Genomic DNA, 20029 nt, shown 5'->3' with positions numbered 1-20029 from the left:
ACGGGGGCGCTGCCCCCGTACCCCTGGAGTATTTTGGAAAAGATGAAGGGGCAGGACGGTGAAACGGATCAATCTGGCTTTGCAGGGTGGCGGCGCGCACGGTGCCTTCACCTGGGGCGTTCTGGACCGAATTCTGGACGAAGAAGATATCGAGGTTGCGGCGATCACAGGGACCTCGGCCGGGGCGCTGAATGGCGCTGCGTTCAAATCCGGAATGGTCCACAACGGGCGCGACGGCGCACGGGCTTGTCTGGACGGGCTATGGGCTCGAATGGGTGCGGTGGGGGATATGCGCCTTGCCAACTGGATGCAGGCGCTGGAGCCCGCACAGATTGCCCAGTCGATGGAGTATTCACTGCCATTCTCGATTGGTGATGCCTGGTCGCGAATGGTGTCGCCTTATGCCTATGGTCCGTTTTACCGCAATCCTCTGGAACCGGTTGTGGATCGGTTCAACTTTGATGAGATTTGCACGGATCAGGGACCCCAGTTGTTTGTCTGCGCGACCTGTGTGCGCAGCGGCAAGATCCGGGTGTTCACCGGGGAAGAGATTTCAACGGATGCCATTTTGGCCTCGGCCTGTCTGCCGAGCCTGTTTCAGGCCGTCGAGATATTTGACCCCAGCTCGGGCCGGACCGAGGCATATTGGGATGGTGGTTACACTGGAAACCCGGCGCTTTATCCCTTGTTTAACAGTGATTTGCCTGAAGACGTCGTGGTCGTGAACATCAACCCGCTTGAGCGAGATGAGGTGCCAAAAACTCCGCAGCAGATCCAGAACCGGATCAACGAGATCAGCTTTAACTCATCCCTGTTTCGCGAGCTGCGGGCGATCAATTTTGTTCAGCGTCTGTTGGCGGACGGCAAGCTGGCGGCCGGAGAGATGAGCCGCGTATTTGTCCACATGATTGCGGATGACGAATTGATGAATGATTTGTCTGTGGCGACCAAGACGGTTCCCAACCCTGTGATCCTGCACAAGCTGAAGGAAGCCGGGCGCGCCGCGGCGCATCGGTTCATCGGCGATCACAAAGCCGATCTTGGCGCACGCAGCACCGTCGACCTGCCCGAGATGTTTGGCTGATCACTCGGGCGGCTGCGTCGGGTCTTTTTCGTTGGGGTAAACAAGGCCTGCAGAAATCACCAGCTTTGCGGCGTCCTCGATGGTCATATCCAGCAGGATCACGTCCTCGGCCGGGAAGAACAATAGGAAGCCCGAGGTGGGGTTGGGCGTGGTCGGAACAAAAACGCCCAGAAGTTCACCCCCGGTTTCCGCCCGCTCGCTGACTTCGCCTTTTGCCGCGGTCGAGACGAAACCGATCGCCCAGATGCCGCGGCGCGGGTATTGGATCAAGCAGGCTTTTTCGAACGACCGTTCAGTCTGGGCAAACACCGTTTCCGAGATCTGCTTGATCCCCGAATAGACAGACCGGACAACGGGCATCCGGCTGACAAGACTTTCGGCAATTTGGATCAGGGACCGGCCTAGAATACCTTTGGCGATCCATCCGACCAGAACAGTGAAGATCAGGAAGATGACAACGCCGACACCGCGCAGGTTGATGCCCACGTATTCCTGCGGCTGGAACCGTTGTGGAATTATGGGCAGTACCGCACTGTCGATCCAGCCGACCACGGACCAGATCAGCCAAATGGTCAGCCACACAGGCGCAATCACGACGATGCCCGTCAGGAAAGACGCGCGCAGTCGCGAAAACAGGCCCGGGCGGCGTTGTGGTTCTTCGTCAAATGGCGTGTTCATTGCGGTCCTGAGCGGTTTTCTGCCAAATTAGTTAAGCAGTTGGGTGCCTTGGTACAATAGGCTTATGTCAATCGGTTCGGTCGGACAGCGCCCGAGCAATTCCGGCCGCCAGTCGCGCGTTATTACGAACCAGGGCAATATTGGCCGTCAGCGAACGCCCCTCGGTCTGTTCGTAAATCCGTTGCAGCAGGTAAGGCGTGACGCCCTTGCCGCTGATCCGATGCGTATCTGCGTCGGCCTGTGCCGATGCAATGATGGGTGCCAGTTCTTCGGCCGGGATCTGATCGGCAGTCGGGATCGGGTTGGCGACCAGCTGGCCACCAGGCAAGCCAAGCGCACGGCGTGTGGCGTGGGCTGTGGCGATGTCCTCGGCGCTGTCCATGCGCAGAGGCGCGGCATAAGGGGATTTGGCCGACCAGAAGGCCGGGAATTCGTCCTGCCCGTAGGCGATGACAGGAACGCCCAGCGTTTCCAGAACCTCGAGCGTTTTTGCCAGATCGAGGATGGCTTTTGCGCCCGCGGCCACAACCGTAACCGGGGATTGCGCCAGCTCATGCAGATCGGCTGAGATGTCAAAGGTTGTCTCAGCGCCCTGATGCACGCCGCCGATGCCACCGGTGGCAAACACCTCGATCCCAGCATAATGCGCGGCGATCATCGTGGCTGCGACCGTGGTCGCTCCGGTGCCGCCGGTTGCCATGCAGGCGGCCATGTCCGCGCGGGACAGCTTGGCGACGCCCTGCGCCTGACCCAACGCATTCAGCTCATCAGCCTCAAGGCCCACATGCAGTTTGCCTTTGATCACGGCCATGGTTGCCGGAATTGCACCCGCGTCGCGGATGTCCTGTTCGACCTGCGCCGCAACCTCGATGTTCTGAGGGTAAGGCATCCCGTGGGTGATGATGGTGCTTTCTAGCGCCACGATGGGTTGGCCTGCGTCCTTGGCGGCGCGGACCTCGGCGGAATATTGAATGTCGATCACAGTGGGGTTTCTCCGGATACGTAAGTTGCGGCGGCGTTCAGGGCGCGGGTCAGGGCCTCGGCGCTGGATGCTCCACCAGATTCTGAGGCGATGTGGGCCGCCATGAATGTGTCGCCTGCGCCGGTTACGCGGGTAACCAGAACGGACGGGGGTGTTTGGGTCAGGATTTCATCCGCATTACCAACCGTGGCCGAGCTTCCGCCGTCGGTGACCAACACCCGTAGCGCGCCGCGATCCAGCAGGCCTTTGGTGGCGCTTTCGGAATCCTTGAATTCGCGCTGGCACAGGATGCCGGCTTCTTCGAGATTCACATACAGCGTGGCACGCGCATGTTTCAGGAACGGCAGCAAGCGTTCGGCTTTACCGGGCGAGGCCGGTGCCACACGCAGATCGGCGCGGGCAAAGGCGGGGCTTTGGGCGATTTCCTCAAGCAAGTTCAGTGTCAGATTGCCGTCCAGCGCGATTGGGCCTTCGAACGGCTCGTTTTCGTACCCTAAAGGCCCGTGCATCAATGGACGCAGGATTTTGGCACCCGCGGCCTCAAGCGAATGCGCATCAGCGATGGCTGCTATCAAGCCGTTGGCCCCTTCGACCGCCATGTAACGGTCGGTCGGCAAATCCTGAGAACGGTAAATGTGGTCCGTCACCATGCCCAGTCGGGAACACGCATTTGCCAACTCATCACCCTCAGGATCGCGCCCGATGGCGGTCAGCAGGGTGGGGGTCATGCCAAAACGCACCAGTGTCATGGCAATATTCATGGCCACGCCACCCGGTAGTCGGGTGATCCGCCCCGGCACGTCCGACCCTTGCCGCATGGCGCTGGCGGACCGGCCAATCACGTCCCAAAGAACCGAGCCGATACAAAGGATGTCGCTGTTCTGAGTCATGTCGTCGTCATGCCGCAGCCCCGGCGTAGGTGCAAGCGTTAACGCTCGCACCGATCAGCGCATTGCGTCGGTCAGACCCTTCAGCGCGGCCAGAGGGTCATCCTGTGACCAGATCTCGTCCCCGATACCAAAAAAATCGGTGCAGGGGGTCAGATCGCGAACCAGGTCGGGGGTCAGGCCACCCTCGGCAACGACCGGAACTTCGATCGTCTCAGACCACCACTGGAACAGATCCATTTCGGCGATTGTGCCATCACCCAGCGTTGACGCGCCCACTGGTCCAAAGGCGACATAGTCCGCACCGGCCTCGCCAGCCGACATGCCGTCATGGCTGGACGCACCGCAAAAGCTGCCAACGATGGCTTCCGCGCCCAATTCCTTTCGTGCAAACCGGACCGAGCGCGCGGCGTCATCCAGATGCACCCCGTCCAGCCCCAACCGCTGCGCCAGCAGAACATGGTTCGAGATCACCAGCGCCACATCGCGCGCATGGGCAACCTCACGGCAGGCATCCGCCGCGCGGGCGATCGTGTCTTCATCTCCACCAGCCAGCGCCAATCGGATACAGGCGATCTCTGCCCCGTCCAGCACGCTGGCCAAGCGGTCGGGAAAGCTGCTCAGTTCGATGGTCGGTGGCGTAATCAGGTAAATCTGCGGCTGCTCGGGGGTGTCCATTGGCGCGTCCTTCGCTTTCAGTCTTTTGCGCGGTTTAGCGGATTGCGGCGGGGAAGCAAACTTTTATGCTGGTTTCCGGCCCAAATGAAGGCGCGGATGGCTTGCCCTGCCTGTGCGCGCAGATTAGAGCAGGCGGAACCTTCGGAGACAGCCATGCCCAGCGATAAATCTCAGCCCTCATTCGTGCTTGTGCGCCCGCAGATGGGTGAAAACATCGGTGCCGCCGCGCGGGCGATGTGGAATTTCGGGCTGGATCGGATGCGGATCGTAGCACCTCGGGACGGATGGCCGAACCCCAAGGCTGTGGCGATGTCCAGCGGCGCCGGGCGTCTGTTGGATGAGGCGCAGCTGTATGACGATCTGGCCGGTGCGCTATCCGACAGCACTTTTGTTTTTGCGACGACGGCGCGGCAGCGTGGATTGACAAAGCCGGTCTACAGCCCGGAACGCGCAATGCAATTGGCTGCCGAAAAGGTTGCTGCTGGTGAAAAGGTCTGTGTTCTGTTTGGCCCGGAACGCGCAGGGCTCGAAAACGAAGACATCGCTAAGGCAAACGCGATCATCTCGGTTCCGGTGAACCCGGAATACGCTTCGCTGAATCTTGGCCAATGCGTGCTTCTGACCGCCTATGAATGGATGCGCCAAACCGGCGATGTGGTGCATGAGGCCACCGATCTGGGCAAGGGCGACTGGGCCACGGGCATCGAGGTCGAGAAACTGGTCGAACATTATGAGGACCGGCTGGAAGAAGCGGGGTTCTTTTATCCGCCCGAAAAGGCCGAGGGTATGAAGACCAACCTGCGCAACCTGTGGTCGCGGATGCGCATGACGCGGGCGGATGTGCAGATGCTGCATGGGGTCATGCGGCAGATGGTCCGCTGGAAAGACAAGGGCTGAGGCTGGACCTATGTTCCGCTTCACCCTAGCTTGCGACAAAATCCAAGGCACAAGAGGACAGCATGAGCGGTAAGCGCAGCATCTTCGAAGACGTCTCAGACACTGAAAAACAACAAGCCGTTCAACCGGGTATGATCGATCGTGGCCGCGGGGGTGCGCGCAAGGCCATTCGCGCCTGGCTGATGATCCTGTTTGCGCTGGTGGTCGTCATGATCGCTGTGGGCGGGCTGACCCGCCTGACCGACAGCGGGTTGTCGATCACCGAGTGGCGGCCGATTACCGGGGCCATCCCGCCGATGAATGAGGCGGACTGGCAAGCCGAGTTCGACAAATACAAGCAGATCGACCAGTGGCGCATTCAGAACCAATGGATGGAGCTGGGTGACTTCAAATCCATCTACTGGTGGGAATGGGGCCATCGTCAACTAGGGCGCGTGATTGGACTGGTCTGGGCTCTTGGCTTCTTTGGCTTCCTTATCGCGCGGAAAATACCAACCGGCTGGACCGGTAAGTTGTTGATTCCGGGCCTTTTGGGCGGTGTTCAGGGTGCAGTCGGCTGGTGGATGGTTGCCTCGGGCGTGACACAGGGCGAGGGGATGATCGCCGTGGCCAGCTATCGCCTGGCGATTCATCTGGGGCTGGCTTTTGTAATTCTCGGCTTCCTTGCATGGTACATCTTTGAGCTGGGCCGCGACGAACGTGACCTGATGCAGGCCCGACGCGCCAAAGAGGCGAAATTGTTCTCGCTATCCACCGGGTTGATGCATTTCGCCTTTTTGCAAATACTCATTGGTGCGCTTGTCGCCGGGATCGACGCCGGGCGGTCTTATACCGATTGGCCGCTGATCGGTGGTCAGCTTCTGCCGCCTGACATGACGATGCTCGAACCGATGTGGCGCAATTTCTTTGAAAGCCCGGGTTTGGTCCAGTTCATCCACCGTTGCGCGGGCTATCTGCTGTTCATCTTCGGCATCGTCGTCTGGCGGCGCGGCAGCACTAGTGCACATCCGCAAACTCGCTTTGCCTTCAACGCGGCCTTCGCAGCGCTTTCGCTGCAGGTGGTGATTGGGATCGCGACCGTGATCTACGCAGCCCCGTGGCAGATCGCCATCTTCCACCAGTTCATGGCCGTCGTCGTCTGGACCCTTATCCTGCGGGCGCGGTTCCTGACCGCTTACCCAATAGCAACCTCTTTGCGCGGAGCCTGAATTCCATGAGTGCATTTGACGATTTGACGGCATTTCAGCGCGAAACCTCAGCTCTTGGCGAAATTGCCGGGCGTTTGGGCTGGGATCAGGAAACGGTGATGCCCCGGGGGGCCGCGTCGCAGCGGGCCGAGGAAATGGCAGCGATTGAAGCGGTTTTGCACGCGCGCCGATCCGATTCCCGTGTGGCTGAATGGCTGGAACAAGCCGACCCTCAGGACCAGGTCGGTCAGGCGCAATTGCGCGAAATCCGCCGGTCCTATGAACGGACGGTCAAGGTGCCTGCCGATTTGGCAACGGCCATTGCGCGCGTGACGTCAGCAGCACAGGGAACCTGGGCGCAGGCCCGCGCAGACGAAGATGTCGCCGCTTTCTTGCCCGTTTTGGGCGAGGTCGTGGCGCTAAAGCGTGAAGAAGGCGCTGCACTGGCGCAGGGTGGCAATATCTACGACGCGATGGTCGAGGATTATGAGCCTTACACAACCGGATCGCAAATCGCCGAAATCTTTGACCAGATGCGCCCGCGTCTGGTAGCACTGCGCGCCGCTGTTCTGGAAAAATCTGCGCCTCAGGCTTTGACGGGGAGTTTCGATGAGCTGAAACAGATGCAATTGTCGGAAAAACTGGCAACCACTTTCGGGTATGACCTGAATACAGGCCGCATCGACAAGGCTGTTCACCCGTTCAGCTCGGGCAGTGGCTCGGATGTTCGGATCACCACCCGGACCAGTGAAACCGATCCGTTCAATTGTTTCTATTCGACGATTCACGAGGTCGGCCATGCCGCCTATGAACAAGGGATTGATCCAGCCTACGCCCTGACGCCTTTGGGGCGGGGTGTGTCGATGGGTGTGCATGAAAGCCAAAGCCGGATTTACGAGAACCAACTGGGCCGATCCCGAGCCTTTACCGGTTGGTTGTTTGGCCAAATGAAAGACGCGTTTGGCGATTTTGGCATCACCGACGCGGATACGTTCTATGCAACGGTCAACAGTGTTCACAACGGTTATATCCGCACCGAGGCGGATGAGGTGCAATACAACCTCCACATCATGCTGCGCTTTGATCTGGAACGCGCGCTGATGGCCGGTGACCTCCAAGTGGATGATCTTGAGGCCGCGTGGAACGACCGTTTCAAGGCGGATTTCGGATATGCGGTCGACAAACCTTCGAACGGATGTCTGCAGGATGTGCACTGGTCAGTGGGTCTGTTTGGTTATTTCCCAACCTATTCGCTGGGCAATGTCTATGCAGGATGCCTTTACCAAGCGTTGCGGAACGCTGTGCCAGAACTGGATGCGCAACTGGCAGCAGGTGACACGTCAGGCGCAACCGATTGGCTGCACGAGAATGTGCAGCAACATGGTGGGCTTTACGCTCCACGCGAGACCATTCAGCGTGCAAGCGGTATGGAACCCGGACCTGACCCGTTACTCGGGTATCTGGAACAGAAATTTGGCGAATTATACGGGCTCTGAGGTCAGAAAACGTTTCGTCAAGTTGCCGTGTAGGTGCATTGGTTTTGACCTGAATGAGGGTAGGGTGGTTCGAACGGTTTTACCAAAGGAACCACCTTGTTCTTTGCAACACATGTCAAACCACACTTAGCGTCAATTCTGACCAGCAACACGCGCCTGGTGGCGCGTAGGCGCGTGCTGGAGGCAAAGCATCACGTGCTGAACCGCCCGCGCGTTGTCCATTATTTCCATGATGTTTCCGACCCATACTGTCACCTCACCGCACAGGTCTTGCAGCAGTTTCGAGACACCTATGATGTCGAGCTGCGCCCGCATCTGATTTCGGGCCCTCCGGCCGAGGCTTTGCCGGACCCGGCAGCATATCGGCAAAATGCCATCAAAGATGCGGCAAGCCTGGCCCGAAAGCTTGGTCTCAGCCCCCCTGAAGGCGCAGTTCCTGACGAGGCTTTCATTGCAGTTGCGGAAAAACAGATGGCAGCCGAACTGACGAACGATAGCTTTGTTAACAATGTCCGAGATATCAGCGAAGATCTTTGGTCGGGAAAGGGTTTTTCGTCTTCGGATCACCCCTTACCGGCTGCGCTGATCGAGGATGGCGACCAACAACTTTCCGATTTGGGTCACTATCTCGGCGGAACGTTTCACTACGATGGTGAATGGTATTGGGGCGTTGATCGTCTTCATTATCTCGAAGACCGGTTGCTGCACGCGGGTCTGGGAAGCGGGTCGTCACCGATAGTGTCTTTGCCTTCAGTGCAATTGGAACAAGAGAAGTCTCAGGATCAGGAGATTGAGTTCTTCTTTTCTTTCCGCAGCCCTTATTCGTATCTGGCATTTGACCGAGCTGTCGATTTGGCACGCCATTACAACGCACGACTGGTTCTGAGGCCGGTTTTGCCTATGTTGATGCGAGGCTTACCCGTCCCTCCACCCAAGTCCTCCTACATCCTTTATGATTGCGTGCGCGAAGCGCGGCGGTTGGGGATCCCATTTGGGCGTATCTGTGATCCTTTAGGCAAAGGGATCGAGCGTGGTTATGCCTTACTGGATTACGCCGAAGCGCAGGAAAAACTGCCTGAGTTCTGTTCCGCCTTCCTGCGCGGCGTCTGGTCAGAGGGTCTGAATGCTGCAACCGATCGGGGGCTTCGGATTATCGTCAAAAACGCGGGGTTGGATTGGCAGAGTGCGAAACCGAACGTTAGCTCAGATCGTTGGAGAGATCGGGTAGCGGTCAATCAGGACCGTCTGCAAGAGATCGGGTTGTGGGGTGTCCCAAGTTTCCGCGTCGCCGGGGAAAGTGTCTGGGGACAGGATCGCCTTTGGGCTGTTGAAGACCTTTTGATTTAAAAAAGGCGCCACACCCGAAAGTGTAGCGCCTGAATAGTGTTATGGATCAGTCGGTTACTCTTCCGCTTCGTCCTCGTCGCCCTGATCGGCAATCCAGGCGACGCTGACGACCACTTCGCCTTTGCCGGTGTTGAAGACCTTCACGCCACCGGCCGAGCGGGAACGGAACGAAATCCCATCAACCGGCACCCGTATCGATTGGCCTTTGGACGTCGCCAGCATGATCTGATCTTCCATATCGACCGGGAACGAGGCGACGAGTTCGCCACCACGCATCGCCTTGTCCATGGCGGCCACACCCATCCCGCCGCGTCCGCGTACAGGATAGTCGTGGCTGGAGCTCAGCTTGCCTGCGCCGCCCGCCGTGATCGTCAGGATCAGGTTTTCGGCCGCCGACATCTCGGCATACTTTTCCTGGTTGAAATCGCTGCTTGCTGCGGCTTCCTCGTCGTCACCAGCATCATCTTCGGTAAGCCCAGCAACCGCACGGCGCATTTTGAGGTAAGCCACACGATCTTCGGGGGTCGCTTCGAAGTGGCGGATCACCGACATCGAAACCACGCGGTCGCCATTGGACAGCCTGATACCGCGCACACCGGTGGATTCGCGCGAGTTGAACACCCGTACATCGGTGGTGCGGAAGCGGATTGCACGACCCGAATTGGTGACCAGCATCACATCTTCATCTTCTGAGCAGATGCGGGCGTTCACCAGCTCAACATCTTCGGGCAGCTTCATTGCGATCTTGCCGTTGCGCCGGACATTGGTGAAGTCTGACAAGCGGTTACGACGCACGTCGCCCGCGCTGGTGGCAAAGATGATCTGCAGATTTTCCCATTCTTCATCGGGTACATCCACCGGCATGATCGCGGCGATGGAAACACCGGTCGGGATCGGCAGGATGTTGACGATTGCCTTGCCCTTACCTGTGCGCCCTGACTGCGGTAGACGCCAGGTCTTGAGCTTGTAGACCATGCCATCCGTCGTGAAGAACAGCAGTTGCGTGTGGGTATTGGCCACGAAGAGGTTGGTGACAACATCCTCTTCCTTGGTCTGCATCCCCGACAGCCCCTTGCCGCCGCGCTTTTGTGCTCGGAAATCGGCCAGCGGCGTACGCTTGATGTAGCCGCCCGACGTGACGGTCACGACCATATCCTCACGTTCGATCAGATCCTCGTCTTCCATGTCGCCGGACCAATCGACGATCTCGGTGCGACGGGGCACGGCAAACTGTTCACGAACGCTGCGCAGCTCATCTCCGATGATCGACATGATGCGCTCTCGCGAGGACAGAATATCGAGGTATTCCTGAATCTTACCTGCCAGTTCTTCCAGCTCGTCTGTAACCTCTTTGACACCGATCTGAGTCAGTCGCTGCAGACGCAGGTCGAGGATGGCGCGGGCCTGAACTTCGGTCAGGTTATAGGTGCCGTCGTCGTTCATCTTGGACAGAGGATCGTCGATCAGGCGCAGATAACTTTCAATCTCAGCCGCAGGCCAGCGGCGGGTCATCAGCTTTTCACGCGCTTGCGCCGCGTCAGCGGATGACCGGATCGTGGCGACCACCTCATCCACGTTCGACACGGCCACGGCCAGACCACACAGGATGTGGCTGCGTTCGCGGGCTTTGCGCAGGTCGTACGCAGTGCGACGGGCGACGACATCTTCACGGAAGTCAATAAAGGAGGTCAGGAACCGGCGCAGGGTCAACTGCTCGGGCCGGCCACCATTCAGCGCCAACATGTTGCAGCCAAACGAGGTCTGCATCGGCGAGAAACGGAAAAGCTGGTTCAAAACAACTTCGGGCGTCGCATCACGTTTGAGTTCGACCACGACACGCACCCCATTGCGGTCGGATTCGTCCTGAACGTGGCTGACGCCTTCGATGCGTTTTTCGCGAACGGCTTCGGCGATCTTTTCGATCATCGAGGCCTTGTTCACCTGATAGGGGATCTCGTCCACGACGATGGCATAGCGGTCCTTGCGGATTTCCTCAACGCGGGTCTTGGAGCGGATTATGACGCTACCGCGCCCTTCCAGATAGGCTTTGCGCGCGCCGGAACGGCCCAACATCACACCACCGGTTGGGAAATCAGGGCCGGGGATATATTCGATCAGCTGTTCGGATGTCAGATCCGGTTCATCTATCAGCGCCAGCGTTGCGTCGATGACTTCGCCAAGGTTGTGCGGTGGGATGTTGGTTGCCATGCCGACGGCGATACCACCGGCACCGTTGACCAGCATGTTCGGGAAACGGGCGGGAAGAACCGTTGGTTCGCGGTCCTTGCCGTCATAGTTGTCCTGAAAATCGACCGTTTCTTTTTCAATATCGGCCAACAGAGATGCGGCGGGCTTGTCCATCCGCACTTCGGTATAGCGCATGGCCGCCGGGTTATCGCCGTCCATCGAGCCAAAGTTGCCCTGACCATCCAGCAGCGGCAGCGACATCGAGAAATCCTGCGCCATCCGCACCAGCGCGTCATAGATCGCGCTGTCACCATGTGGGTGGTATTTACCCATGACATCGCCAACCGGACGGGCCGATTTGCGGTATGACTTGTCGTGGGTGTTGCCCGTCTCGTGCATGGCATAGAGGATGCGCCGGTGCACCGGTTTCAAGCCATCCCGCAGATCGGGGATCGCGCGGGACACGATGACCGACATCGCATAGTCCAGGTAGGACGTGCGCATCTCGGATTCGATGGATACCGTCGGGCCGTCATATACGGGACGCTGGGGCGGTGTTTCATCCATGTTTTCTGGGGTTTCTGGCGTATCGCTCACGTAACCTGCCCGTTTATTGTGCTGGGTCTATATCTTGTGGATGTACCTTATCAGACCCGGCACATAAGGTGCAAGCAAGCAGCGCAATCTGGGCAAAAAACACCCGTAACACTGGGGTAACATATTGTTAACCAAGGGTTAGGTGGTTTCTGTGTTATGCTGAAGAGACCTTGCAACAATTTTGGAGGTCTGCATGGAGCAAAGCGAAACAGAACTGATGCTCAAGGGGTATGGGCTGACGACGGCCGAATTTTTTTATCACATGCCCGACTATATTCACGTGCTCAATACATTTATCTGGCAGGAATACGACCTTGCGCCGGATCATCCCAAACTATTCGATTTTATTGAATTCTGGCAGCGAGAGATTGAAGGACCGCTGCATTCCGTGCGGTTTACACATCGCAAGATGATCGCGCCTGGGGAATGGCGCAACGTGGTAGGCGAATTCCGAGTGAATTGACGCCGGGGCGCATCAGGCCCAAACCCATATACATTTCCGGTGCATCCGGTATCGTGGCGGCGAAGTCATTGGCCACAAGCGGAAACACGGAATGCCCAGAGTTTTATTGATTGCAGTTGCCATCTGCCTAGCCGGGCCGGTGTCGGCCGAAGGTGTCCTTGATAAAATCAAGAAGGGCGCTGAAAATACGGCTAATGCTGTCGGACGCGGGGCAGAAACCGTCGGGCAGACACTCGAAAAAGGGGCGAACGCGGTTGACGAAACCATCACGTCCACCTCTGATTTGCTGTCCAACGAGGCGACGCCCGAAGAGACACGCGCCAAGCTGGATGTTATGGCCGTCGATGTGTTGGCGCAGTTGCTTGCCGAAAATCCCGAAGCACAAGCGCTATATGATGTCAGTGCGGGATATGCTGCGTTCGATTCCCGCAAAGTGACAGTTTTCCCGGTGTCCGCAGGGTACGGGCGCGGTGTTGCCGTGAACAAAGAGACTGGTCAGCACACCTATATGAATATGGGAACCGGCGGCGTGGGCGCGGCGATCGGTATCGGCGGGTTCGAAACCAAATTCGTGATCCTGTTTGAAACCCAAGCAGATTTGGACAGTTTTATCACGCAAGGTTACGACGCGACTGCGGAATCCGGAGCGATGTATGGAGATGAGCGCACCGATGAGACGCTCAGGTTCACAGACGGGCGGTCGTTTTTTGTGCTCAGCAAAAAGGGCTGGCGTGTTTCGGCTGGGGCGTCAGGCACAAAATACTGGAAATCGCCCGAGTTGAACTGATCAGCCCGAGCAGCTGGCGCCGCCCAGAACGCAGAACTTTGCGCAATGTGGGTGGTTGAGGTGCACGTCGGCCTCGGCCTCGGCCAGTGTGGTGCCCATTTCAAACTCAGGCTCGTACGGCAGTAGGGTACAGGCCAGAACGGCAGGCCGTTCTGCGCCTTTGCGTTTGACCACCATGCGGGCATTCGAACACATTACAGCCTCGGGTGGTTTATCCAGAATGCCCCAGCAAGCGGTTGTGATTTCGGGGACTTCGACAGTTTCGTCCATCTCGGGGAACAAAACGGTCTGGCCAGGATTCTGTGCGTCGATGTCAAAGCTGTGCTGCTTGAAGAACGCCTCATACCCGGCGCGGCTGTCGGCGTCGCTGTCACCCCAGACCGTGCGGCCTGCGATAGCGATATTGAACCCGTTGTCGCGCAACCACTCCATTCCAGTGATCGTCTTGTCAAAGCTGCCTTTTCCGCGTTCCTCGTCATGCAGTTCGGGGCGATAGTGGTCCACGGAAACTCGAAGTGTCAGCTTGTTTCCATAGTTGCGTTTCAGATCCAGCAACCCCTCGCGCATCTTGCGGCGCATCATCGGCAGCATTGCATTCGTCAGGATCAAAACATCATAGCCGCGTTCCAACGCGACACGAGTCATGTCGATCATTTCCGGGTTCATAAAGGGCTCGCCCCCAGTGAACCCAATCTCACGCACCGGCCAGTTGCGTTCTTCGATCTGGTCCAAGTAGTCGCGCACCTCTTCGGTGGTGATATAGACCAGCGCGTCGTTGGTTGGACTGCTGGCGATGTAGCAGTTGACGCATTCGATGTTGCAAAGAGTGCCGGTATTGAACCACAACGTCTCGGGGTTTTTCAACGCTACGGAAGCGCGGGTCTGCCCATCTGCTGTCACCAATTTGTTCTGAAATTTGCCGATATTGGCGGTCTGAGGCGCGTTGTCTTTCATTCCGGTATCCGGTTCTTTGAAGTTACTTCTGATGTAGCTGCTCGACACGGATTAGTTAAGTCAGGCAAGTGCGACCTGACAGAGTTTTGATGATGGGGGATTTACGCTGACCGATTGCGCTAACATTGGACATGCCCGGCGGGGCAAGATAAGGAAAAACCATGGTTTCTCGCGTCGTACCTGTTGATCCGTTCGATCTCGTCATTTTTGGCGGGACCGGCGACTTGGCGCAACGTAAGATTCTACCGGCCCTGTTTCGGCGCTTTTGTTCAGGGCAGTGGGCCGAAGGCGTCCAAATCATTGGCGCTGCGCGCACGGTCCACAATCGCGTGGGGTTTCAGGCAATGGTCGCCGAATCGCTGCGAACCCATGCTGCTGCGCAATGCCAGGACGAGGGCGCATTGCGCGCGTTTCTGGACCGCGTCGACTATGTGACACTCGACGGGTATTCGAATGAGGGCTGGGAACAGCTTGCCGACAAACTGAACCATGACCGGGTGCGGGCGTTCTATTTCTCGGTCGGTCCGCGCCTGTTCGGGCCTTTGGCCGAAAGGATCAAAGCGCATGATCTTGCAACGCCAAGCACGCGGATCGTCGTTGAAAAACCCTTTGGCCACGATCTGGAGAGTGCGCGGGCGTTAAACGCGACCTTGGCTGAGCATTTTCGGGAAAGCCAGATCTACCGGATCGATCACTATCTGGGAAAGGAAACCGTCCAGAACCTGATGGCCGTCCGCTTTGGCAATATGCTGTTCGAACCGCTGTGGAACAGCCAGTATGTCGATCACATCCAGATCACGGTGGCCGAATCCGTAGGTATCGACGGGCGGGAAGAGTATTATGAGCGCGCAGGTGCCATGCGCGACATGATGCAGAATCACCTGATGCAGTTACTGTGCCTAATCGCGATGGAGCCGCCGGCGAAGTTTGATCCGGATGCCGTGCGGGACGAAAAGCTCAAGGTTATTCGTGCCCTTGATCAAGTTGAACCGCACCACATCGTGCGTGGACAGTTCGATGGCCGCGGCGGCCGAAAAGGATACCGCGAAATTGTGGGCAACCCACGTTCGACCACCGAAAGCTATGTGGCGCTGCGGGCGCATATCAGCAATTGGCGTTGGGCGGGCACGCCGTTCTATCTACGCACGGGCAAACGTCTGGTTGCGCGGTCATCGGTGATCAATGTGATGTTTAAAGACGCGCCGCATTCAATTTTCGGCGAAGAGGCTGGACGCCACGCGAATGTCCTGTCGATCCGGCTGCAGCCGAACGAAGGAATAACGCTGAAGGTGACGATCAAGGAACCGGGCCCAGGTGGTATGCGCCTGGTCGATGTGCCCTTGGACATGAGTTTTGCCGAGGCGCTAGGGTCAGGAAATCAAGACCCCCCGGATGCATATGAACGGCTGGTCATGGACGTGATCCGGGGCAACCAGACACTGTTCATGCGCGGGGATGAGGTCGAGGCCGCATGGGCCTGGACCGACCCGATCATTGCCGGCTGGCACGCGCGCGGTGACGTACCAAAACCATACGAAAGCGGCAGCACAGGTCCGGGCGACGCCGAGCTGTTGATGAAACGAGATGGTCGCCGTTGGCAAGGAATAAACCCATGAAGATTCAGGAATATGCCGATCGCGACATGCTGGCGATTGACGTGGCAAACGCCTTGGCCGGAGAGTTGGAGGCTGCCTTGCTGCATCACGACATGGTTTCGTTGGCCGTGCCGGGCGGCACGACCCCCGGGCCGGTATTCGATGGCCTGTGCGCGGCTGATCTGGAATGGGACCGTGTGCGGGTTTTACCCACGGACGAACGCTGTGTTCCGGGTGATAGCGACCGTTCGAACGAACGGCTGATCCGGCAGCGCTTGCTGACAAACCGTGCTTCGGCTGCTCAATACGTGCCGCTGTATGTTGAAGGTAAAGAACCGGACGATGTCCTGCCGGAAATCGAATCCTTGATTACACCAGTCTTGCCGCTTTCGGTTCTGGTTCTTGGAATGGGCGAGGATATGCACACAGCTTCTCTGTTTCCGGGGATGGAGGGGCTTGAAGACGCGCTGGATAGTCACGCGCCACCGCTTGCAGTCGCCCGTCCCGAAACCCAGCCAGAGGCGCGGATCACGCTGACTGGCCCCGTGTTGGATGGAGCGCTATCCAAACACCTGATTATCTTTGGCGCCACCAAGCGCGATGCGTTGGATAAGGCCATGTCTCTGCCTCCGGAAGAGGCCCCGATCGCTGCCGCGCTGACCGGCATGACGGTTCATTGGGCGGAGTGACACAGATGCAGTTGGACCCGCTCAAAAATCTAGCATCCGAAGTGCAGGACGAGGCCATCCTCGGGCTGTTTGAAAGCGATCCGAACCGGGCTCAGACTTTTTCCGCGTCCACCGGAGATCTGCTGTTTGATTATTCCAAAACCCAGATCACAGATGACGTCCGAAAGGCCTTGATCGCGTTGTGTGATGAGGCTGGCCTGGCTTCGCGCCGCGCGGCGATGTTCGATGGTGAAAAGATCAACGAAACCGAAGGCCGTGCCGTTCTACACACAGCGCTGCGTAATCTGGATGGTGGCCCGGTTGAGGTCGATGGTCTGGACGTCATGCCTGATGTTCTGGACACTCTGCAACGGATGCGTGTCTTCGCAGAAGAGGTGCGCGGCGGGGCGGTCACCGGGGCAGGGGGCGCCTTTACCGATGTGGTCAATATCGGGATCGGTGGTTCGGATTTGGGCCCAGTGATGGCGACGCATGCGCTGTCCCCGTATCATGATGGACCAAGACTGCACTATGTCTCGAATGTGGACGGCGCACATATCGCCGATACGCTGCGCCAGCTTGATCCAACGCGGACACTGGTGATTGTTGCCTCCAAAACTTTCACGACCATCGAGACGATGACCAATGCCCGAACCGCGCGAGCTTGGATGGAAGATGGCGGCGGCGATCCGGGCAAGCAGTTTGCCGCCGTGTCTAGTGCGTTGGACAAAACCCAAGCCTTTGGTATTCCCCAAGAGCGCGTTTTCGGTTTTGCCGATTGGGTTGGCGGGCGCTATTCGGTCTGGGGCCCAGTGGGCCTGCCGGTAATGATCGCCGTAGGGTCGAATGCTTTTGACGCATTCTTGCGCGGCGGGCAGGCGATGGATGTACATTTCCGCGCCGCCGACTGGGTCGAAAATATGCCCGTTATGCTGGCTTTGGTCGGCATTTGGCATCGTCAGGTTCTGGGCCACGCTAGCCGGGCCGTGCTGCCTTATGATCAGCGCCTGCTGCGATTGCCAGCGTATTTTCAACAGCTCGAGATGGAATCGAACGGCAAATCTGTTGCCATGGACGGCAACACTCTGACCATTCCCTCGGGCCCCGTCGTTTGGGGTGAGCCGGGCACCAATGGGCAGCATGCATTCTATCAGTTGATCCACCAAGGCACCGACGTGATCCCCTGTGAGTTCATGGTTGCGGCCGAAGGGCACGAACCGGAATTGACCCACCATCACCGCCTGTTGCTGGCCAATTGCCTGGCGCAGTCCGAGGCGCTTATGCGCGGACGGTCGCTGGGTGAAGCACGGCAACGGATGGCGGAGAAGGGGCTGGAAGGGGACGAGCTGGAACGGCAAGCCCGTCACCGTGTTTTTCCGGGCAACCGTCCTTCGACAACGTTGATGTATCCAATGCTCACGCCGTTTGTTCTGGGCCAGATCATCGCGCTTTACGAACATCGTGTGTTTGTCGAGGGCGTCCTATTGGACATCAACTCGTTCGACCAGTGGGGCGTTGAGCTGGGCAAGGAACTTGCGACATCTCTCGGCCCGATCGTCGACGGAGAAGAAAGCGCGACTGGCAAGGACGGCTCGACCGCTGCCCTGGTTGCCTATGCAATGCGCCACCGCGATTATTAACGCGGTTTTTTGCAGTCTGCCGTGAAGGCAGGCTGCATTCTTTTATTGTCAGACAATTAAATGATTGGCAGGGTCTGTTCTTAGGGAACGCCCTGAACACTTTGCTTTGCGCACGCTGGCGAGTGGCATCAGGCAAGCAGACAGCACTGCCCAATAGAGGCGACGCTGATAATGGGAGGATGTCCATGCTGGGACAGATGATGACGCAGCCTTTGCTGATTTCGTCGCTGATTGATCACGCCGAACGCTATCATGGCCAGACCGAGATCTACTCGGTCGAAACCGATGGATCGGTCACCGAAACCACATGGGAGCAAGTGGCGCAAAACGCGCGAAAACTGGGATCAGCGCTGACCAAGCTGGGGTTGGAGCCGCAGGATCGAATTGGCACGTTGGCCTGGAACAACCGGCGACATCTGGAGATCTACTATGCCACCTCCGGCGCGGGCTTTGTGTGCCACACGGTGAACCCCCGGCTTTTCCCGGAACAGCTGACTTACATTATCAACCACGCCAAAGACCGGGTTCTGTTCTTTGATGCGACATTCATCCCTCTGGTCGCGGCCCTGCACGAACACCTGACCGAAGTGCGCCATTTCGTTTTGATGGGCCCACGGAATGAAGACGCCGTTGCTCAAATCCCTGGCGTCGCGTTCTATGATGACCTGATCGAAACTGGCGATGGCGATTTTCAGTGGCCGAGTTTCGATGAAAACACAGCGTCCAGCCTGTGTTACACCTCGGGCACGACGGGCAATCCCAAAGGCGTTCTGTATTCCCATCGTTCCACAGTCCTGCACAGTTTTGGATCGAACACACGCGATGTCATCGGCTTTTCAGCTATGGATGTCGTGATGCCGGTGGTTCCGATGTTCCACGTCAACGCCTGGGGGTCGCCCTATGCCTGCGCCATGTCGGGTTCACGCATGGTGCTCCCTGGGCCGGGTCTGCATGGCGAAGCCTTGGTGAATCTGGTCGATACATATGGCGTGACGCTGGCAATGGGGGTTCCGACGATCTGGCAAGGCTTGCTGGCACATGCCGAGAAGTCAGGTAGCAAACTCACCAGCTTGAACCGCACTGTGATTGGCGGTGCTGCGTGCCCGCCCTCGATGATCGAAACCTTCCGCGAGACCTATGGTGTCGATACGGTTCATGCCTGGGGCATGAGCGAGATGAGTCCGCTGGGAAGCGCGAACAACCCACTGGCCAAACATCTGGACCTTCCGCCTGAAGAACAACACAAGCTGCGCGAAAGCCAGGGTCGTCCGCCCTATGGGGTCGAGTTGAAAATCGTCGATGATGACGGCAATGATCTGCCCCATGACGGCGTCACGCAGGGCGATCTGCTGGTGCGCGGGCATTGGGTGTTGGACAGCTATTTCCAAATGCAGGATGAAGACCTACTGCAGGACGGATGGTTCGCGACCGGAGACGTGGCAACGCTGGACCCCGACGGGTACATGACTATCCGCGACCGGTCCAAGGACATCATCAAATCCGGGGGCGAGTGGATCAGCTCGGTCGAGTTGGAAAACATCGCCGTAGCCCACCCGCAACTTGCCACTGCAGCCGTTGTTGGTGTGCCGCATCCCAAATGGGACGAACGCCCCTTGTTGGTGGCTGTCAAAGCCGAAGGCGCGGACCCGAGTGAAGCGGAGTTGCTAGCTTTCTTCGACGGTAAAATCGCCAAGTGGCAGGTGCCCGATAAGGTAGTATTTGTGGATGCATTGCCACTGAACGCGACCGGCAAGGTCCTAAAGCGCAACCTGCGCGCAGACTTCGAGAGTGCCTTGATCGGCTAAGCGCCTGATATTGTTGGAAATGGCTCCGGCGGTAGGGATCGAACCTACGACCAATTGATTAACAGTCAACTGCTCTACCGCTGAGCTACGCCGGAAC

17 protein-coding genes and 1 tRNA gene are annotated in these 20029 nt (G+C 58.1%); 11 read left to right on the top strand and 7 right to left on the bottom strand.

Features of this window, described 5'->3' with window-relative positions:
• Positions 1-58 precede the first annotated feature (58 nt).
• Positions 59-1084, top strand: coding sequence for a patatin-like phospholipase family protein (locus AC2FIO_RS06895; RefSeq protein WP_496696547.1), 1026 nt, complete (start codon positions 59-61; stop codon positions 1082-1084).
• Here AC2FIO_RS06895 and AC2FIO_RS06890 read toward each other — a convergent pair whose 3' ends face one another.
• From AC2FIO_RS06890 to AC2FIO_RS06875, 4 genes are all read right to left on the bottom strand, one after another.
• On the bottom strand, positions 1085-1762 hold the full coding sequence (locus AC2FIO_RS06890; protein WP_113790156.1) for a DUF502 domain-containing protein: 678 nt from the start codon (positions 1760-1762) through the stop codon (positions 1085-1087).
• Between the two features lie 67 nt (positions 1763-1829).
• The gene (locus AC2FIO_RS06885) at positions 1830-2744 is read right to left on the bottom strand and encodes a pseudouridine-5'-phosphate glycosidase (protein WP_496696546.1); all 915 of its coding nucleotides are present in this window, start codon (positions 2742-2744) and stop codon (positions 1830-1832) included.
• Positions 2741-3634, bottom strand: coding sequence for a PfkB family carbohydrate kinase (locus tag AC2FIO_RS06880; RefSeq protein ID WP_058271774.1), 894 nt, complete (start codon positions 3632-3634; stop codon positions 2741-2743). Before AC2FIO_RS06880 ends, AC2FIO_RS06885 begins: the two co-directional genes overlap by 4 nt.
• Before the next feature lie 54 nt (positions 3635-3688).
• On the bottom strand, positions 3689-4309 hold the full coding sequence (locus tag AC2FIO_RS06875; RefSeq protein ID WP_496696545.1) for a thiamine phosphate synthase: 621 nt from the start codon (positions 4307-4309) through the stop codon (positions 3689-3691).
• A 153-nt stretch (positions 4310-4462) separates the two neighbouring features.
• Between AC2FIO_RS06875 and AC2FIO_RS06870 the strand changes: the two genes are divergently transcribed.
• The 4 genes from AC2FIO_RS06870 (at position 4463) to AC2FIO_RS06855 (ending at position 9236) form a co-directional block, all read left to right on the top strand.
• A complete protein-coding gene (locus AC2FIO_RS06870; RefSeq protein WP_113790160.1) occupies positions 4463-5206 on the top strand; it encodes an RNA methyltransferase in 744 nt (247 codons plus the stop codon).
• 62 nt (positions 5207-5268) lie between these two features.
• Positions 5269-6414: a heme A synthase gene (ctaA, locus tag AC2FIO_RS06865; protein WP_058271772.1), complete on the top strand. Its 1146-nt coding sequence runs from the start codon at positions 5269-5271 to the stop codon at positions 6412-6414.
• Positions 6415-6419: 5 nt separating this feature from the next.
• Positions 6420-7889, top strand: a complete 1470-nt coding sequence (locus AC2FIO_RS06860) for a carboxypeptidase M32 (protein WP_496696543.1) — start codon at positions 6420-6422, stop codon at positions 7887-7889.
• A 174-nt stretch (positions 7890-8063) separates the two neighbouring features.
• Positions 8064-9236 (top strand): DsbA family protein, encoded by a 1173-nt coding sequence (locus tag AC2FIO_RS06855; protein WP_496696541.1) that lies wholly within the window; start codon positions 8064-8066, stop codon positions 9234-9236.
• A 54-nt stretch (positions 9237-9290) separates the two neighbouring features.
• Here AC2FIO_RS06855 and gyrA read toward each other — a convergent pair whose 3' ends face one another.
• The gene (gyrA, locus tag AC2FIO_RS06850) at positions 9291-12020 is read right to left on the bottom strand and encodes a DNA gyrase subunit A (RefSeq protein ID WP_282118322.1); all 2730 of its coding nucleotides are present in this window, start codon (positions 12018-12020) and stop codon (positions 9291-9293) included.
• Between the two features lie 193 nt (positions 12021-12213).
• Here gyrA and AC2FIO_RS06845 point away from each other — a divergent pair, with 193 nt between their 5' ends.
• Together AC2FIO_RS06845 and AC2FIO_RS06840 are read left to right on the top strand one after the other, a co-directional pair.
• A complete protein-coding gene (locus tag AC2FIO_RS06845; RefSeq protein WP_058271768.1) occupies positions 12214-12483 on the top strand; it encodes an usg protein in 270 nt (89 codons plus the stop codon).
• A 91-nt stretch (positions 12484-12574) separates the two neighbouring features.
• Positions 12575-13270, top strand: a complete 696-nt coding sequence (locus AC2FIO_RS06840) for a lipid-binding SYLF domain-containing protein (RefSeq protein ID WP_472723862.1) — start codon at positions 12575-12577, stop codon at positions 13268-13270.
• On the opposite strand, the gene AC2FIO_RS06835 is transcribed toward AC2FIO_RS06840, so the two are convergent.
• Positions 13271-14224 (bottom strand): radical SAM protein, encoded by a 954-nt coding sequence (locus tag AC2FIO_RS06835; RefSeq protein ID WP_496696538.1) that lies wholly within the window; start codon positions 14222-14224, stop codon positions 13271-13273.
• Positions 14225-14385: 161 nt separating this feature from the next.
• Between AC2FIO_RS06835 and zwf the strand changes: the two genes are divergently transcribed.
• The 4 genes from zwf to AC2FIO_RS06815 all read left to right on the top strand — a co-directional run bounded on the left by zwf (position 14386) and on the right by AC2FIO_RS06815 (position 19932).
• A complete protein-coding gene (gene zwf, locus AC2FIO_RS06830) occupies positions 14386-15840 on the top strand; it encodes a glucose-6-phosphate dehydrogenase (protein ID WP_496696536.1) in 1455 nt (484 codons plus the stop codon).
• Positions 15837-16508 carry a 6-phosphogluconolactonase gene (gene pgl, locus AC2FIO_RS06825; protein ID WP_496696534.1) on the top strand — a complete coding sequence of 224 codons (672 nt, stop codon included), beginning with the start codon at positions 15837-15839 and terminating at the stop codon, positions 16506-16508. The genes zwf and pgl overlap by 4 nt, the downstream gene beginning before the upstream one ends.
• Before the next feature lie 5 nt (positions 16509-16513).
• Positions 16514-18127 carry a glucose-6-phosphate isomerase gene (pgi, locus tag AC2FIO_RS06820; RefSeq protein WP_472723858.1) on the top strand — a complete coding sequence of 538 codons (1614 nt, stop codon included), beginning with the start codon at positions 16514-16516 and terminating at the stop codon, positions 18125-18127.
• Between the two features lie 185 nt (positions 18128-18312).
• Positions 18313-19932: a long-chain-fatty-acid--CoA ligase gene (locus AC2FIO_RS06815; RefSeq protein ID WP_496696532.1), complete on the top strand. Its 1620-nt coding sequence runs from the start codon at positions 18313-18315 to the stop codon at positions 19930-19932.
• Between the two features lie 20 nt (positions 19933-19952).
• On the opposite strand, the gene AC2FIO_RS06810 is transcribed toward AC2FIO_RS06815, so the two are convergent.
• A tRNA-Asn gene (locus AC2FIO_RS06810) sits at positions 19953-20027 on the bottom strand.
• Between the last annotated feature and the right edge of the window lie 2 nt (positions 20028-20029).

Source organism: Ruegeria sp. CDSB086 (genome assembly GCF_059611065.1).
Note: the sequence above shows the minus strand (reverse complement) of the source record. Positions and strands in the feature narration are given on the sequence as shown.